Raw genomic sequence first — 16,616 nt, 5'->3', positions numbered from 1 at the left:
GGGTAGGTCGGCCGGGCCGGAAGTCAACCGAGGCGCGCGGCTCGACTCCGCCGCGAGGTCGCTCAGGAATCGTCGCCCTGCTTGCGCCAGCGGATGCCCGCGTTGATGAAGCCGTCGAGGTCGCCGTCGAACACCGACGACGGGTTGTTGACCTCGTGCTCGCTCCGGAGGTCCTTGACCATCTGGTACGGCGCGAGGACGTACGAGCGGATCTGGTCGCCCCAGCTCGCCGTGATGTTGCCGGCGAGCTCCTTCTTCTTCGCGTTCTCCTCCTCCTTCTTCAGGAGCAGCAGGCGCGACTGCAGCACGCGCATGGCGGCGGCGCGGTTCTGGATCTGCGACTTCTCGTTCTGCATGGACACCACGGTGCCGGTCGGCAGGTGGGTCAGGCGGACGGCGGAGTCGGTCGTGTTGACCGACTGTCCGCCGGGGCCCGAGGACCGGAAGACGTCGACACGGATGTCGTTCTCGGGGATGTCGATGACCGCGGTCTCCGGCATGAGCGGGATGACCTCGACCGCGGCGAAGGACGTCTGGCGCTTGCCCGCGGCACCGAACGGCGACATGCGGACGAGGCGGTGGGTGCCGGCCTCGACCGACAGCGTGCCGAAGGCGTAGGGCGCGTCGACCTCGAAGGTCGCCGACTTGATGCCGGCTTCTTCGGCGTACGACGTGTCCATCACGGTGGTCTTGTAGCCGTGCTGCTCGGCGTAGCGCAGGTACATGCGCAGCAGCATCTCGGCGAAGTCCGCGGCGTCGACACCACCGGCACCGGCGCGGATCGTGATCACCGCGGGGCGCTCGTCGTACTCACCGTCGAGGAGCGTCTGCACCTCGAGGTCCCCCATGGTCTTCTGGATCGCCTTGAGCTCGTCCTGCGCCTCGGCGGCGGAGTCGGCGTCGTCCGCCTCGTTCGCCATCTCGACGAGGACCTCGAGGTCGTCGATGCGCTGCTCGGTGTCGGTGATCTTCCGGAGCTCGGCCTGCCGGTGCGAGAGTGCGCTCGTCACCTGCTGCGCGTGCTCGACGTCGTCCCAGAGGTCCTGCGCGCCCGCCTGCTCGCTCAGCTCGGCGATCTCGCGCTGCAGCCGGTCGACGTCGACGACCGAGCGGATGTTGCCGAAGGTCTCGCGGAGGGCGGACAGCTGCTCGGTGAAGTCAAGTTCGACCATGGTCACCGATCCTAGCGGCGCACGTCGTGCGGGGCCGACCGACCGACGGCCTGGAGGCGCGGCGCACGCCCGTCCCGCCGGTCACCGCCGGTCACCCGGCTGCGCGGACCGCCGGCTCACCGCCCGAGCGACGGGGCGCGGGACGCCATGCCCGCTCGGCTCGCCCGCGCCACCGCGTCGGGCAGCGCCGCGAGGAACGCGTCGACGTCGGCGTCGGTCGAGGTGCGTCCGAGCGTGATCCGCAGGGCACCGCGCGCCTCGTCCTCGGACAGGCCCATGCCGAGCAGCACGTGCGACGCCTCCGGGACGCCGGCCTGGCACGCGGACCCGGTCGACACCGCGACCCCCGCCGCGTCGAGCAGGAACAGCAGCGAGTCCCCCTCGCACCCGGGGAAGGTGAAGTGGGCGTTGCCGGGGAGCCGGTCGACCGGGTCGCCCATGAGCACGGCGGTCGGCACCGCTTCGAGCACCCCCGCGACGAGCCGGTCGCGCAGGATCGACGCGTCGTGCAGGCCGGCCGCCGCGGCGACCCCGAAGGCCGCCGCGGCCGGGGCGTCCTGCGTGCCGCTGCGGACCTGCCGCTGCTGACCACCACCGTGGATGAGCGGCTCGACCGTCGCACGGCGACCGAGGACCAGCGCCCCGATGCCGACCGGGCCGCCGATCTTGTGCGCCGAGACGCTGAGCGCATCGAGGCCGGACGCCGCGAACGACACCGGGACCTGGCCGTAGGCCGCGACGGCGTCGCTGTGCACGGGAACGCCGGCGGCGTGCGCGAGCTCGACGATCCGGGTGACCGGCTGCAGGGTGCCGACCTCGTTGTTCGCCCACAGGAACGTGACCAGGGCGACGTCCGAGGCGTCGGCGAGCCGCGCCTCCAGGCCGACGAGGTCCACGCGACCCTGCGCGTCCAGCGGGACCACGTCGACGACGGCGCCCTCGTGGCGCTCGAGCCACTCGACCGTGTCGACGGTGGCGTGGTGCTCGCCCGCGGGCAGGACGATCCGCGGCCGGGGTCGGTCCTGCTGCCGCGCCCAGTACGTGCCCTTGATCGCGAGGTTGATGCTCTCGGTGCCGCCCGAGGTGAAGACGACCTCGACCGGCTCGGCGTCGAGCGACCGGGCGACCGCGGCGCGACCGTCCTCGAGCAGCATCTTCGCGCGCTGGCCCGCGCTGTGGATCGACGACGGGTTGCCCACCGTGGCGAGCGCCTCGGTGAACGCGGCGAGCGCCGCGGGCAGGACGGGCGTCGTCGCCGCGTGGTCGAGGTAGACCGGCATGACCCACTCCCCTTCCGTGTGCGTTCACAGGGTACCCGCGCCCCCTCGTACCCTGGTCGTCATGCACCGCACCGTGATCGACGAGACCCCCGGCTTCCGCCTCGGTGACGGCGCGCCCCGCTTCTCGGTGCGTTCCGCCTCGGCGACGGCGGTGACCCTCGTGGTCGTCGACGCCGACGGGCGCGAGATGCGCCACGCCCTGTCGCGGGTCGACGGCACCGACCGCTGGGCGGCCGGGACGCCGGACGTGCGACCCGGGGACCGCTACCACCTGCTGGTCGACGGGCCCGAGGGCCCCCGTCACGAGTTCGATCCCGAGCGACCCCTGCTCGACCCGTACGCGCGCGGCGTCGTCCCGTCGACGGCCGGCCCGGACGGCGGCGGCCCGCGGTGGACGAGCGTGGTCGTCGACGACGCCTTCGACTGGGGCGGTGTCGGGAAGCCGGACGTGCCCCTGGACCGGGCGGTCGTGTACGAGGCGAACGTCCGCACCTTGACCGCGGCGAACCCGGACGTCCCCGAGCACCTGCGTGGCACGTACGCCGGGGTGGCGCACCCGAGCACCATCGCCCACCTGCGCCGCATCGGGGTGACGACCCTCGAGCTGCTGCCGGTGCACGCCTTCGACACCGAGGCCTGGCTGCGCGCGGCCGGTCGCGAGAACGCGTGGGGCTACAACACGCTCGGGTTCTTCGCCCCGCACGCGGCGTACGCGTCGGCCGACGCCCGTGCCGCGGGCGCCTCGGCGGTGCTCCGCGAGTTCAAGGGCATGGTCCGGCTCCTGCACGAGGCCGGCATCCAGGTGCTCCTCGACGTGGTGTACAACCACACCGCCGAGGAGGGCCTCGGCGGTCCGACCTCGTCGCTCCGCGGGATCGACGGGGCGGAGCGCTACCGCTGGACCGAGGACGGCGCGTCGTACTACGACACCACCGGCTGCGGGAACACCCTCGACACGTCGGTCGAGGCCACCGCGGACCTGGTGGTCGACAGCCTGCGCTACTGGGCACGCGAGGTGCAGGTCGACGGCTTCCGCTTCGACCTGATGGCGGCGCTCGCCCGCGACGCGCACCACGTGTTCGACCCGGCGCACCCGCTGCTCGAACGCATCCGGCAGCACCCGGACCTGCAGGACGTGCTCGTCGTCGCAGAGCCGTGGGACGTCGGACCCGACGGGTGGCGCACGGGCGCGTTCGGCGCCGGGACGAGCGAGTGGAACGACGGGTTCCGGAACACCGTCCGGCAGTTCTGGCTGACCGACGTCGCCGAGGAACGGCGGAACGGCACCCCGCAGGCGGGCATCGGTCGCCTCGCGGAGGCCCTGACCGGGTCCCGGGGCACGTTCGGTCAGGAACGCGGTCCGCTCGCGAGCATCAACTTCGTGACGGCGCACGACGGGTTCACGCTGCTCGACCTGGTCTCCCACGACCGGAAGCACAACGCGGCGAACGGCGAGGACGGCCGGGACGGCTCCGACGACAACCGCTCGTTCAACCACGGGATCGAGGGCGACACGGCGGACCGGGGCGTGCGCGCCGCCCGGGGCCGCTCGATGCGGAACCTGGTCGGTACCCTCATGCTCTCCGCCGGCGTCCCGATGCTGACCGCGGGCGACGAGCGCAGCCGGACACAGCACGGGAACAACAACGCCTACGTGGTGTCCGAGGACCTGACCGCCGTCGACTGGACGGACGACGAGGACGCCGAGGCCATGACCGAGGCCGTCGCGGCGCTCGCACGGCTCCGCGCCGCGCACCCGGCGCTCCGACCGACCCGCTTCGGTGTCGAGGGTCGGGAGACCCCCGGTGCCTCGCGGATTGCCTGGTACGGGCCGGACGGGCACCCGATGACGTCCGAGGGGTGGGACCAGCCGATCCACCGGGTCGTGCAGTACTTCGTCGAGTCGACGCCGGAGCACGAGCCGTTCGACCGGGTTCTCGTGGTGGTGCACGGGAGCGGGCGGACGCGTGACCTGACGCTGCCGGAACGCCAGGACGTGCTCGGGTACCGCTTGGCGTGGTCGAGCGAGAAGCACCGGGACCACGAGCGGCTCCGGCCCGGTGGCCAGGTCTTCACGGCGTACGGGCCGGGCATCCACGTCTTCGAGGTGGCGTAGGGCCGTTCCGCCGGCCGCGCTCGCCTCCTGCACAGGTCGTGTGACGCGCCCGACACTGCACAGGGAACGCGTTCCGGGGAACGCGGACGCTGCAGCCGGGTAGCGTCGGCTCCGTGGCCACCGCAGATCGACCCCGCCGACCGAAGATCGGACGCATCCCGATCACCCAGCTCGCGCCGACGACCCCGAACGGGTTCCCGGGCAAGGCGTTCGACGGCGAGGTGATCACGTTCGGCGCGACCGTCTTCCGCGAGGGCCACGGTGTCATCGGCGCCGACCTCGTGCTCGAACGCCCGGACGGGGGCACGCGCACGGTCCCGATGCTGCTCGGCGCCCCCGGCACCGACCGGTACGAGGCGACCGTGCAGGTCGACCACGTCGGCGTCTGGACGTGGCACGTCGAGTCGTTCTCCGACGACTGGGCGACGTGGTTGCACGCAGCCCGGCTCAAGATCGCCGCCGGTGTCGACACCGAGGCGACGCTCCTCGACGGGGCCGTCCTGCTCGACCGCCTCGCGACCGAGACCGACTCGAGCGCCGCCGTCCGCGCCGCCGAGCAGCTGCGCGACACCGACCTCGAGCCGACGGAGCGCCTGGCGGCCGTCGACGACCCCCGCATCACGGGCGAGGTCGAGGACTCGCCGCTGACCTCGCTCCGGACGCACTCCCCCACGCAGCTCCTCGACGTCGAGCGGCAGCGTGCAGGCGTCGGCGCCTGGTACGAGTTCTTCCCCCGCAGCGAAGGGGCGAAGAAGAACCCCGACGGCTCCTGGCAGAGCGGTGACTTCCGCACCGCCGCACGCCGGCTGCCGGCCGTGGCGCGCATGGGCTTCGACGTGGTCTACCTCCCGCCGATCCACCCGATCGGCACGACCGCACGCAAGGGCCCGAACAACACCCTCACCCCGGGACCGCACGACCCGGGCAGCCCCTGGGCGATCGGAGGACCCGAGGGCGGGCACGACACCATCCACCCCGACCTCGGCTCCGAGGACGACTTCCGCGACTTCGTCGAGACGGCGAAGAACAGCGGGATGGAGGTCGCCCTCGACTTCGCGCTGCAGTGCTCCCCCGACCACCCGTGGGTCCAGCAGCACCCGGAGTGGTTCACGGTCCGCGCCGACGGCTCGATCGCGACGGCCGAGAACCCGCCGAAGCGGTACCAGGACATCTACCCGATCCAGTTCGACAGCGACCCCGAGGGCATCGTCGCCGAGGTCCTGCGGGTCCTCGAGCACTGGATCGCGTTCGGCATCCGCATCTTCCGCGTCGACAACCCGCACACGAAGCCGCTCTGGTTCTGGGAGCGGGTCATCCGCGAGGTCCGCGACCAGCACCCGGACACGGTGTTCCTCGCCGAGGCCTTCACCCGTCCGGCGATGATGCGCGCGCTGGCCGAGGCCGGGTTCCAGCAGTCGTACACGTACTTCACGTGGCGGAACACGAAGGAGGAGATCGAGGAGTACTTCTCCGAGCTCAGCCACGAGACGAGCGCCTACCTGCGCCCGAACCTCTTCGTGAACACGCCCGACATCCTCACCGAGTACCTGCAGTTCGGCGGTCGCGCCGGCTACAAGGTGCGCGCCGCGCTCGCCGCGACCGGTGCTCCGACCTGGGGCATGTACGCCGGCTACGAGCTCTTCGAGGACGTCGCCCGCCCGGGGTCCGAGGAGAACATCGACAACGAGAAGTACGAGTACAAGCCACGCGACTTCGCCCTGGCCGAGGCCGAGGGTGCGAGCCTCGCCCCGTACGTCACGATGCTCAACCGGTTCCGCCAGGCGCACCCCGCGCTGCGGCAGCTCCGGAACCTGCACGTCCACGACGCCGAGGACCCGGCGATCGTCGTCTACTCGAAGCACCTCCCCGGCGAGTTCATCCGCTCCGGCCGCGCCGACACCGTGATCGTCGTCGCCAACGTCGACCCGCACTCCGCCCGCGAGACCACCGTGCACCTCGACCTCGCCGCGCTCGGGCTGCCGAACGAGCAGCCGTTCGTCGTCCGCGACGTCGTCACCGGGCAGCGCTGGGAGTGGGGCTCGTCGAACTACGTGCGCCTCGACGCCTTCCAGGAGCCGGTGCACCTGCTCGTCGTGGAAGGACCCGTCCGATGACCGACCGCGACCCGAAGGGGACCCCGCCGATGGGCTCCGACCGTCCCACCCCCGCCACGCCGGACCGAGGCCAGGGCCCGAGCGTCCCGCCGGTGCCGCCGCCCCCGCCGCCCGTGACCCGCAACCGTGCTCCCGGCGCGGTCCCGCAGGTCGACGAGCCGGCACCGCGGTACGAGCCGCGGGTGTCCGCCCCGCACGAGGACCTGCCCGGCGCCGCGCCGGTGGCGAAGGAGACACCCGACCGCGGTGTCCCCGAATCCGCGACGCTCGCCGGCGCCGCCCGCGACGACGCCGCCGCACCGGCCACCCCCGGTTCCGCGGACACGACCGCGGCGTCGGCGGACGGTGCCGACGCTCCGCTCTCCGAGGGCGGGCGTCCGGACGGCCGGACCCCGACGCCGACCGCGGCCGACCTCGTCGCAGCGCCGGAGCCCGACGCTCCGGCCGACGGCGCCCCGGCTGACGGCGCCCCGTCCGATGGCACCCCGGCCGACGGGACCCCGTCGTCAGGAGCCGGACCCCGACCGGCACCGGTCGAGGACTGGCTCCGACAGCAGGTCTCCGAGGGCCGCTGGTCGCAGCCGCACGACGTGCTCGGCCCGCACCCGGTCGACGGCGGGACGAGCGTGCGGGTGGTCCGCCACCTCGCCACCGCCGTCCGCATCGTCCGACCCGACGGCGACGACGTCGAGCTCACGCACGAGGGCGACGGCCTGTGGGCGGGCGCCACGACCGGCACGCTCGGTCGCTACCGCGTCGAGGCCGACTACGACCTCGACGAGTCCACCGACGCCGACGACGCGACCTGGACCACGGACGACGCCTACCGCTTCGCGCCGACGATCGGCGAGCTCGACCTCCACCTGTTCGGCGAGGGTCGCGACGAGCAGCTCTGGCAGCACCTCGGCGCCCACGTCCGCACGGTCGACGGTGTCGACGGCGTCGCCTTCACGGTCTGGGCGCCGCGTGCCACCGCCGTCCGCGTGATCGGCGACTTCGAGGGCTGGGAGGGTCGCACCACCGCGATGCGCCGGCTGAACGACCTCGGCGTCTGGGAGCTCTTCTGGCCCGGCGCCCTCGTCGGCCAGCGGTACAAGTTCCAGATCCTCACCGACTCGGGCTGGGTCGAGCGGGCGGACCCGTTCGCGCGCCGAACCGAGGTCCCGCCGGCGACCGCGTCCGTGATCACGGCCTCCGACCACTCGTGGTCGGAGGGCGACACCGCGTGGATGGAGCGTCGGGCGCAGACGACGTCCCACGACGCACCGATGAGCGTGTACGAGGTGCACCTCGGGTCGTGGCGCCCCGGGCTCTCCTACCGCGAGGCCGCCGACCAGCTCATCGGCCACGTGCAGCACCTCGGGTTCACCCACGTCGAGTTCCTGCCGCTCGCCGAGCACCCGTTCGGCGGTTCGTGGGGCTACCAGGTCACCGGGTACTACTCCCCGACCGCCCGCTTCGGCACGCCGGACGACCTGCGGTACCTGATCGACCGTCTGCACTCCGCCGGCATCGGCGTGATCATGGACTGGGTGCCCGGGCACTTCCCGAAGGACGAGTGGGCGCTCGCGAAGTTCGACGGCTACGCCCTCTTCGAGCACCCGGACCCGCGCCGCGGCGAACAGCTCGACTGGGGCACCTACGTGTTCGACTTCGGGCACCCGCAGGTCCGCAACTTCCTGGTGGCGAACGCGCTGTACTGGCTCGAGGAGTTCCACATCGACGGCCTGCGGGTCGACGCTGTCGCCTCGATGCTGTACCTCGACTACTCGCGCACCGAGTGGCTCCCGAACGTCCACGGCGGCCGCGAGAATCTCGAGGCGATCTCGTTCCTCCAGGAGACCAACGCCACGGCGTACAAGCGCTACCCCGGCATCGTGATGATCGCCGAGGAGAGCACCTCGTGGCCGGGCGTCACCCAGCCGACGAGCGCCGGCGGCCTCGGGTTCGGCCAGAAGTGGAACATGGGGTGGATGCACGACTCGCTGCATTACGTCGAGCGTGACCCCGCGTACCGCGCGTACCACCACGACGAGATCACGTTCTCGCTGGTCTACGCCTTCAGCGAGCAGTTCACCCTGCCGATCAGCCACGACGAGGTCGTGCACGGCAAGGGTTCGCTCTACGGCAAGATGCCCGGCGACGAGTGGCAGAAGCTCGCGAACGTGCGGGCGTACCTCGCCTTCATGTGGGCGCACCCCGGCAAGCAGCTGCTGTTCATGGGCCAGGAGTTCGCCCAGCCGTCCGAGTGGGCCGAGGCCCGTGGGCTCGACTGGTGGCTGCTCGACGACCCCGGTCACCTCGGCGTCCAGGACCTCGTCGCAGCGCTCAACCGCGTCTACAAGGACACGCCGGCGCTGTGGCGGCACGACTCCTCCCCCGAGGGCTTCGAGTGGATCGAGGGCGGCGACGCCCCGCACTCCACGCTCGGGTTCCTCCGGAAGGACGGCGACGACCGCCTCGCGGTCTTCGTGAACTTCTCCGGCGTCCCCGTCGAGCGACGTTTCGGGCTGCCCGCGGCGGGCACCTGGCACGAGGTGCTCAACACCGACGCCGCCGAGTACGGCGGCTCCGGTGTGGGCAACATGGGCTCGGTGACGGCGGAGGAGACGCCGTGGGCCGGCCGTCCGGCGTCAGCGCACCTGGTGGTGCCGCCGCTCGGTGCGGTCTGGCTGCGGCTGGCCGACTGACACGACCACGGGACGCGGCCGCGAGCGGTCGTGACCACGAGACGGACGGGAGGCCCGGTGCCAGCTGGCACCGGGCCTCCCGTCCGTCGTCCGCCCGGCTGGGCCGTGCGTGCCGCCACCACCGCGAGACGCCCGCTTCCTCGCGAGCCACCCCGGAGCACGCGGAACGCCCCCGTTCCCGGGGGCGTCTCGCGGTTCCTGCGGCGTCTCGCGGTGACACCGGCGTCTCGTACCGCTCCGGGCGGTCGCCGTCGACGTCAGTACAGCGCGCTCGCCAACCGGCGCCGCGCTGCGACCACGCGAGGGTCGTCGACCCCGACGAGTTCGAAGTACTCGACGAGCCGGACACGCAGTGCCTCGCGCTCCGCGCCGAACACCGTCGGCACCAGGTCGAGCAGCCGACCGAAGGCGTCCTCGACGTGCCCGCCGCTGACGTCCAGGTCGGCGACGGCCATCTGCGCCTCGACGTCCTGCGGCGCGGCGGCCGCGGCGCTGCGCAGCTCGTCGGCGGTGCGTCCGTTCAGCCGGTCCAGCAGGGAGACCTGCGCGAGCCCGGCGACGGCCATCTGGTCGTTCGGGTCCTGCGCGATCGCGGTCTTGTACTCCTGCACGGCTGCGGCGTAGTCACCGCGCTCGATCGCGTCGTACGCGGCCTGGTGGTGCGGGGGCAGCGGTTCCGGCTCGGGCTCGCCCTGGGGCTCCGCCGAGGCGACACCGTCCACCGTGACCCGGCCGGTCACGCCGTTCTGCTCGGCGGCGGCGGCGACCTGCTCGAAGACGTCACGCACCTGCGCCTCGGGCAGCGCGCCGACGAAGAGGCCGAGCGGACGCCCACCGATGACCGCTGCGACGGTCGGGATCGACTGCGCCTGGAACGCCTGCACGAGCTGCGGGTTCGTGTCCGCGTCCACCTTGGCGAGCACGACGCGGCCGTCGTACTCCGCGGTGAGCTGCTCGAGGATCGGCGACAGCTGCTTGCACGGCCCGCACCACTCGGCCCAGATGTCGACGATCACCGGGACGACCGACGACAGCTGCAGGACGTCCTGGAAGGTCTGGTCGGTGACGTCGATGACGAGCGACGGGACGGTCAGGTCACCCTCGGGACCGGGGCCGCCGGCCGGGACGCCGCCCTGGGCGGCAGCCGGGGCTGCGGCGGCAGCACCCTGGGCCCCGGCGGGCGCACCACCGGGCTGCGTCGGCCGCTGCGCACGGTCGACGAGGGACGACAGGTCGACGGCTCCGCGGAGACCGGACGGGGTTGGGGGGACGTTGGTCATTGCACCTCACTCGCTGCGGTCAGGCCCTGCGTGAACCCGAGCAGGACCACCTTCTCATCACTGCCGACCGGCGGCACGGAGAACAGCAGCTGGACGCTGTACGTCGCACTGATCCCCTTCGTGCTCGAGTCGACGCCGGAGAGGGCCTTGACCGCCCCCTCGGTGTTCACCTCGGCGCCCGCCGCGGTCGGCGTCACCTTCTCGACCTCGTCGAGCGACGCCGACACGAGCGCACCCGCGCCGTCCGTCGCGATCGCGACGGGGCTGGCGTCGGGCACCTCGGACGAGTACTCGATCTTCGCGGTGTCCGGCAGCGAATCGGCCTTCTTGTCCTTGTAGGCCTTGCCGATGGTCGAGCGGAGCCCGTCCCCGTCGGAGGCGAAGAGCGAGGCCGATCCACTCTCGGAGTCCTTCGCCAGGACGTCGCCGTAGGCCGCGGCGATGTCGTCCGGAGCGATGCGCAGGAGCTTGGTGTCGCCGGCGAGCCGTGCTGCACCGAGCGACGTCGGGGCCAGGCTCGGGATCTCCGCCGCTGCCTCGAGCGACACGTCGTAGGCGACCTTGTAGTCGTCGCGGGCGCTCTCCTGCACCAGGGTGAGGGCCTGCGGTGCGGTCTTGGCGGAGCAGTCCTCGGCCACGACGGTGAAGATCGTGCGCGGCCAGGTGTCGGTCTGCTGCGGGAGCGCCACGCAGACCTGGCCCGCGGAGATCGCCGGCGGCGCGCCCACGTCGGCGTCCTTCTCGCGGATCGCGTAGTTGGCCTTGCGGAAGTCGAGCGCCGCCCCGGTGAAGCGGGACTCGAGCAGCGACGTGTCCCGGTCGGCGTCGGCCTTCGTGGCGACGTCGGCGACCCGCTCGACGATGCGGCGGATCTGCTGCTCGGTCGCGGCGGTCGGCTCGTCCGCGTCCGCGGTCCCGGTCGCCGAGGCGGTGGGGGTCGGCGTGGCACCGGAGCCCCCGCCCTGCGGCCAGTAGTCCGACGAGCACCCGGCCAGACCGAGCGCACCGACGAGCACGATCGGGACGGCCACCAACGAGCGACGGCCGCGTCGACCGCGCACCGGCACCTGCGCACCTGCGGCGGCGGCACGACGCGACGCCCGGACCCGCGGCGGTCGCGTCCCTCCGCTCCGACGACGCGGTCCGCGACCACGGCGCTGGTGCAGGAAGGCCCAGACGAGCAGCGCCACGCCACCGGCCAGGAAGAGCCCGCCGGCCACGAGCAGCGGCCCGACGGACGGCGTCGCGGTGTCCCGCGGCCAGGTCACGGAGACGTCGGTCGGTGCGGCGGACGACCCGTCGGCGAGGACCACCACGGAGACGTCGGCGGGCAGCCGGACGGTGAACTGCCCCGCGCCGTCCCACTCCTGGTACCAGAGGTCGCTGCCCTTCGGGTCGGGCACGGAGTCACCGGAACCCGTCGTCCGGCCGACCAGGCGGTCCTGCTCGGCGTCGAAGCGCAGTGTGGTGTGCTTCGCGTCGCCGATCCACGCGTCGACGTCGGCGGTCTTGCCGTAGGCAGCGAAGACGGTGCCGGAGCCCGCGACGTTGATGCGCTGGTAGCCGGGGTTCGCGGTGAGCGTCGAACCCGGGATCACGGTCACCGGGGCCGACGCCGAGCTCGACGACTGTGCGACGAGCGACGAGGGTGGCGCGAAGACGGTGCGCTGCCCGACCGCGAGACCGACGAGCAGCAGACCGATGACGAAACTGACGATCGCCAGGACGAATCGCACGGATCTTCTCCCTACCGCGCCGGGGGTGGGGGATCGGCGCGCGAATCAGCGCTCCAGGATAGCGAGGCACCCTGGAAGTCGCATCCTCCACCGCTGTCCGCGGGCACAGTCCGGGCCGACGGGCCGCCACTAGACTCGTCCGCGGGCCAAGGGCTGGCCCTCCGCCGACCCCCAGGAGCAACACGTGGCGAACGACGAGGCCGAGTTCGGGACCGAGCTGCGCGGGTACCGCCGCGACGAGGTGGACCGCTCGGTGAACGAGCTCCGTCGGGAGCTCATCAAGTCGAACACCGACCGCGCCGAGGCCGCGAAGGAGATCCGTCTCCTGCAGGCCCGGGTCGCCGACCTGCAGGGTGAGCTCGACGAGGCCGGCACCCCGACCTACAGCGGTCTCGGCACCCGCCTCGAGTCCACCCTGCGCGTGGCCGAGGAACAGTCCACCCGGCTCATCAGCCAGGCGGACATCGACGCGCAGCGTCTCCGCGCGTCGAGCCGGAACGAGGCCGAGCGGCTGCTGCGCGAAGCCCGACAGGAGGCATCGGCGACCCTCGAGGACGCCCGGTCCCGCGCGACCGACGAGCTGACCCGCGTCCGTGCCGAGTCGTCCGACACGATCGAGCGCGCCCGCGCCGAGGCCGGCCTGCTCACGCAGGACGCCCGCAACGAGGCAGCGGCCGTCCGCGGCGCCGCCGTCACCGAGGCCGCCGAGGTCCGGTCCGTCGCCATCCGCGAGACCGACGCGCTGCGGGCCCGGGTCGAGCGCGAGGCGGCCGAGCTCCGCGAGGACGCCCAGCGCGCCGCCGAGGACGCCCGTCGCGCCGCCACCGACCTGGACCGCGAGACCGAGCACCGCCGCAGCGTGTTCGAGGCCGAGCACGCTCGCCGCACCGAGGACCTGGACCGCGAGGAGACCACGCGTCGCGCCGCGCTCGAACGCGAGCTCGCCGAGGCCCGTGCGGCCTGGGAGCGCGAGCGCGACGGACAGCGACGCGCCCACGAGCTCGCGCTCGAGACCGGTCGGGCCGAGCTCGAGTCCGAGGTCGAGCGTGGCCGCGCGGCGCTCGAGGCGGAGACCGACGACCGCCGCCGCGAGCTCGACGCCGAACTCGGCGCCGCCCGCGCGCGCTGGGAGCGCGAGGTCGCCGAGGCCCGCGCCGCGCTCGACCAGGAGCTCGAGACCGCCCGCGCCCAGCTCCGGGTCGACGAGGAACAGACCCGCGCCGAGAACGCCCGTCTGGTCGAGGAGACCGCAGCGCGGATCGCCGCGGAGCTCGAGGACCACCGCGCCCGGATCGAACGCGAGCGTGCCGAGGCCGAGTCCGCGGCCGAGCGTGCCGTGCGGGAGCACACCGACGAGCTCGCCGCACGCCGCGAGCGTGAGCACGCCGAGGTCGACACCGAGATCGCCGACCGTCGCACGGCGGAGCTCTCCGACCTCGAGGCGGAGCGCACCGCGCTGCAGCAGGAGGTCGCCACGGTCCGGGCCGACCTCGCGAAGGAACGCGACGAGGTCCGTGCGGCGATCGTCCGCGAACAGGACGAAGCGCGCGCCGCGCTCGAGTCGGAGCTCGCCGCCCGGCGCGACGACGCCGAGCAGGACTACCTGCAGAAGCACCGCGAGACGGTGACCGAGACGCAGCGGTACCTCGACGAGGCGAACCTGCAGCTCGCCGAGGCCACCCGCCGGGCGTCCGAGGCCCGGGAGCGCGCCGAGCGACTGCGGCAGGAGGCCGACGACCTCGAGCGCACGAGCACCGCGCAGGCCCAGGAGCGCGCCCGCACGATCGTGAGCGACGCGCAGGAGCGTGTCCACCGCATGATCGCCGAGGCCGAGGAGCGGTCGGCAGCGGCCATCGCCGAGTCCGAGGACCGGCTCGCCGCCATCCGCACCGAGCGCGACGCGGTCGCCGGCTACCTGGAGAACCTGCGCGGTGTGCTCACGCACGCCACCGGGCTGCTCGACGACCCCACGGCGAACGGCCGACCGTCCGACGCCGACGCCGACGAGGACACGACCGCCCGCTGACGGCGGCACCGGTGACCCGGCCTGGAGGCGCACCCCGCGCCTCCACGCCGGGTCACGTCGTCCGCGGCACCCGTGGTGCCCGCCGGTCACCTCCGGCCGTCCGCTCGCCGCGCGCATGCGTGGCGGCACTGGCCGGCCCGCAGTGGCGGCCGCCCGCAGAGGCGGCCGGCTGCTCAGTCCTCGAGGTGCGTGGGCAGCGGCGCGCTGCCGGGCACCACCAGGTCCGCGACGGCGTCGAGCACCGTCCGGACGTACCGCTCCCCCACCCACAGGTGCTTCGCGCCCGCGACGGGCACGACGCGCACGTTCGGCGCGATCGCGAAGCGTCGTGCGGCTTCGTCCGGCTGCAGGAAGTCGTCGTGCTCGGGCACCAGCGCGACCACCGGCACGTCCACGTCCGCCCAGCGGCGCAGTTCGTCGTCGGTCGTCCGGTGCAGCGGAGGCGACAGCAGGACCACGCCGGCGACGGTGCCGGCGGCCACGTGCTCGAGCCCGTGCTTGAGCGCGACCTCGGTGCCGAAGGACCAGCCCAGCAGCCACGGCGTCGGCAACCCGCGCTCGACGGTCTCGTGCACGGCTGCCCGCAGGTCGAAGCCCTCGGATTCGCCGTCGCCGAACACGCCCTCGGAGGTGCCCCGCGGCGACGTGACGGACCGGAAGTTGAACCGGAGCACCGCGATGTCCGCCAGGGCCGGCAGTCGTGCCGCGGCCTTCTTGAGCACGTGCGAGTCCATGAAGCCCTGCGCGGTCGGCAGCGGGTGGAGCGTCACGAGGGTGCCCCGCGCCGGCCGGTCGAGCGGCTCGGCGAGCTCACCGACGAGGGTGAGGTGGTCGTCCGTCACCAGCTCGATGTCGGTGCGGCGGGCGAGCAGCTCGGTGTTCGAGCGGATCTCGGTGCTCATGCGATGCTCCAGCAGTGGTGGTGCCAGTGGCGGCGCGACGCCAGGTCGGCTTCGTCCCCGAGCACACCGTCCGCCCGCCAGACCACGACGTGGGCCACACCGGGCAGCACGGCGAGGCCGCAGCCCGGGCAGACGTACTCCTTCTGCGCGGATGCTGCGGACACCGGTTGCACGGTGTACGTGCGACCACGACGGACCTCGGTCCGCTTCCACGTGCTCATGAGACGGTCGAGGCCGGTCTCGTCCTCGGTCGGCTCGGGACCACGGCCGCGAGGGCGCCGCGGCCGGTTGCTGCGCGGCACCCCGGAACTGCCGATCAGTACCAGTTGTGGGAGACGCTGTGGCCCCAGGCGCCACACGGGGTGCCGTAGACACCGGAGATGTAGTTGAGACCCCAGGTGATCTGCGTCGCGGGGTTCGTCTGCCAGTCCGCGCCCGCCGTGGCCATCTTGCTGCCCGGCAGCGCCTGCGGGATGCCGTAGGCACCGCTCGGGTTGTACGCGTTCACGCGCCAGCCCGACTCCTTGTTCCACAGCGACACGAGGCAGTTGAACTGGTCGCTGCCCCACCCACGAGCGGCGACCATCTGCTGTGCGATGGCCTGCGCGCTGCCGGGGTTCGGCGTCGCGGCCGTCGCGGCGAGGGTGTTCGACGGTGTGACGGCCGAGCTCTTCGCTGCGGAGCCGGCCTGGTCGTCGGTGGTCTCGGCCGGCTGCTCCACGACCTTGGGCTTCGGCAGCGTGACCCCGTAGCCGTCGCGCGTCACGTCGAACGCGGCGTAGGTGCCGTGCGCCGTGAACTGCTGCGGCTCGACCGGCGCCTTCACGAGCACGGGGGCCACGACGGCGGCCTGGGCCACGTCGGGCTGCATCGGGTTGAAGAGGGAGCCACCCACGAAGCCGAACACGGCGAAGAAGGAGAGCGTGGGGATCGTCGCGCGCCGGCGCATGAAGGAGTTGAGGGTGCGGGCGGCCTTCGGCTTCGCCGGTGCGGCGACCGCACGGCGGCGCTGCACGATCCGCGGGTCGGCGACACCGGTCGGCGCGATCGGGCCACGCACGAGCACCGGACCGGTCGTCGGTGACGCGGCCGTCGCCACGGGGGTCGGGCCCGTGACGGGTGCGCCCAGCGCAGTCGACGGCAGCGACGCTGTCTCGACCCGCGGGGTCGCGTGGAGGACCGAGTGCCCCGTCGTGCGGAGTCGGTCGCGTGCCGCGCGGCGCTCACCGACGACCGAAGGGTCGAGGTGCTCGCGGGTACCGCGGTCGGAGCTGGAGTCTGCCGTGTGCCTGCCCATGAG

The 16,616-nt window shown here is 73.1% G+C and carries 11 protein-coding genes; 4 read left to right on the top strand and 7 right to left on the bottom strand.

What is annotated here, in order from left to right; translation table 11 throughout:
- Positions 1-62: 62 nt before the first annotated feature.
- Together prfB and ACIPEQ_RS00365 are read right to left on the bottom strand one after the other, a co-directional pair.
- On the bottom strand, positions 63-1,172 hold the full coding sequence (gene prfB, locus ACIPEQ_RS00370) for a peptide chain release factor 2 (protein WP_126891212.1): 1,110 nt from the start codon (positions 1,170-1,172) through the stop codon (positions 63-65).
- 116 nt (positions 1,173-1,288) lie between these two features.
- The gene (locus tag ACIPEQ_RS00365; protein WP_402713372.1) at positions 1,289-2,452 is read right to left on the bottom strand and encodes a cysteine desulfurase family protein; all 1,164 of its coding nucleotides are present in this window, start codon (positions 2,450-2,452) and stop codon (positions 1,289-1,291) included.
- 61 nt (positions 2,453-2,513) lie between these two features.
- Here ACIPEQ_RS00365 and ACIPEQ_RS00360 point away from each other — a divergent pair, with 61 nt between their 5' ends.
- The 3 genes from ACIPEQ_RS00360 to glgB all read left to right on the top strand — a co-directional run bounded on the left by ACIPEQ_RS00360 (position 2,514) and on the right by glgB (position 9,372).
- A complete protein-coding gene (locus ACIPEQ_RS00360) occupies positions 2,514-4,568 on the top strand; it encodes a glycogen debranching protein (RefSeq protein WP_402713370.1) in 2,055 nt (684 codons plus the stop codon).
- A 113-nt stretch (positions 4,569-4,681) separates the two neighbouring features.
- The gene (locus ACIPEQ_RS00355) at positions 4,682-6,682 is read left to right on the top strand and encodes a maltotransferase domain-containing protein (RefSeq protein ID WP_402713368.1); all 2,001 of its coding nucleotides are present in this window, start codon (positions 4,682-4,684) and stop codon (positions 6,680-6,682) included.
- Entirely contained in the window at positions 6,679-9,372 is a 2,694-nt protein-coding gene (gene glgB / locus ACIPEQ_RS00350; RefSeq protein WP_402713366.1) for a 1,4-alpha-glucan branching protein GlgB, read from the top strand. Before ACIPEQ_RS00355 ends, glgB begins: the two co-directional genes overlap by 4 nt.
- A 257-nt stretch (positions 9,373-9,629) precedes the next feature.
- Here glgB and ACIPEQ_RS00345 read toward each other — a convergent pair whose 3' ends face one another.
- Entirely contained in the window at positions 9,630-10,652 is a 1,023-nt protein-coding gene (locus tag ACIPEQ_RS00345) for a tetratricopeptide repeat protein (RefSeq protein WP_402713365.1), read from the bottom strand.
- Positions 10,649-12,388, bottom strand: a complete 1,740-nt coding sequence (locus ACIPEQ_RS00340) for a hypothetical protein (RefSeq protein ID WP_402713363.1) — start codon at positions 12,386-12,388, stop codon at positions 10,649-10,651. Before ACIPEQ_RS00340 ends, ACIPEQ_RS00345 begins: the two co-directional genes overlap by 4 nt.
- Positions 12,389-12,572: 184 nt before the next feature.
- Between ACIPEQ_RS00340 and ACIPEQ_RS00335 the strand changes: the two genes are divergently transcribed.
- The gene (locus ACIPEQ_RS00335) at positions 12,573-14,414 is read left to right on the top strand and encodes a hypothetical protein (protein ID WP_402713361.1); all 1,842 of its coding nucleotides are present in this window, start codon (positions 12,573-12,575) and stop codon (positions 14,412-14,414) included.
- A gap of 173 nt (positions 14,415-14,587) precedes the next feature.
- On the opposite strand, the gene ACIPEQ_RS00330 is transcribed toward ACIPEQ_RS00335, so the two are convergent.
- The 3 genes from ACIPEQ_RS00330 to ACIPEQ_RS00320 are packed head-to-tail and all read right to left on the bottom strand — an operon-like array spanning position 14,588 to position 16,613.
- A complete protein-coding gene (locus ACIPEQ_RS00330) occupies positions 14,588-15,316 on the bottom strand; it encodes an alpha/beta hydrolase (protein WP_402713359.1) in 729 nt (242 codons plus the stop codon).
- Positions 15,313-15,618, bottom strand: a complete 306-nt coding sequence (locus tag ACIPEQ_RS00325; RefSeq protein WP_374109388.1) for a hypothetical protein — start codon at positions 15,616-15,618, stop codon at positions 15,313-15,315. The genes ACIPEQ_RS00330 and ACIPEQ_RS00325 overlap by 4 nt, the downstream gene beginning before the upstream one ends.
- Before the next feature lie 14 nt (positions 15,619-15,632).
- The gene (locus tag ACIPEQ_RS00320) at positions 15,633-16,613 is read right to left on the bottom strand and encodes a transglycosylase SLT domain-containing protein (RefSeq protein ID WP_402713358.1); all 981 of its coding nucleotides are present in this window, start codon (positions 16,611-16,613) and stop codon (positions 15,633-15,635) included.
- Between the last annotated feature and the right edge of the window lie 3 nt (positions 16,614-16,616).

This window comes from Curtobacterium sp. NPDC087080, assembly GCF_044745105.1.
Taxonomy (GTDB): Bacteria; Actinomycetota; Actinomycetes; order Actinomycetales; family Microbacteriaceae; genus Curtobacterium.
Note: the sequence above shows the minus strand (reverse complement) of the source record. Positions and strands in the feature narration are given on the sequence as shown.

Coding starts and splice junctions, on each gene's coding strand:
- prfB (WP_126891212.1), bottom strand. CDS start 1,172: ATGGTCGAACTTGACTTCACCGAGCAGCTGTCCGCCCTCCGCGAGACC.
- ACIPEQ_RS00365 (WP_402713372.1), bottom strand. CDS start 2,452: ATGCCGGTCTACCTCGACCACGCGGCGACGACGCCCGTCCTGCCCGCG.
- ACIPEQ_RS00360 (WP_402713370.1), top strand. CDS start 2,514: ATGCACCGCACCGTGATCGACGAGACCCCCGGCTTCCGCCTCGGTGAC.
- glgB (WP_402713366.1), top strand. CDS start 6,679: ATGACCGACCGCGACCCGAAGGGGACCCCGCCGATGGGCTCCGACCGT.
- ACIPEQ_RS00345 (WP_402713365.1), bottom strand. CDS start 10,652: ATGACCAACGTCCCCCCAACCCCGTCCGGTCTCCGCGGAGCCGTCGAC.
- ACIPEQ_RS00330 (WP_402713359.1), bottom strand. CDS start 15,316: ATGAGCACCGAGATCCGCTCGAACACCGAGCTGCTCGCCCGCCGCACC.
- ACIPEQ_RS00320 (WP_402713358.1), bottom strand. CDS start 16,613: ATGGGCAGGCACACGGCAGACTCCAGCTCCGACCGCGGTACCCGCGAG.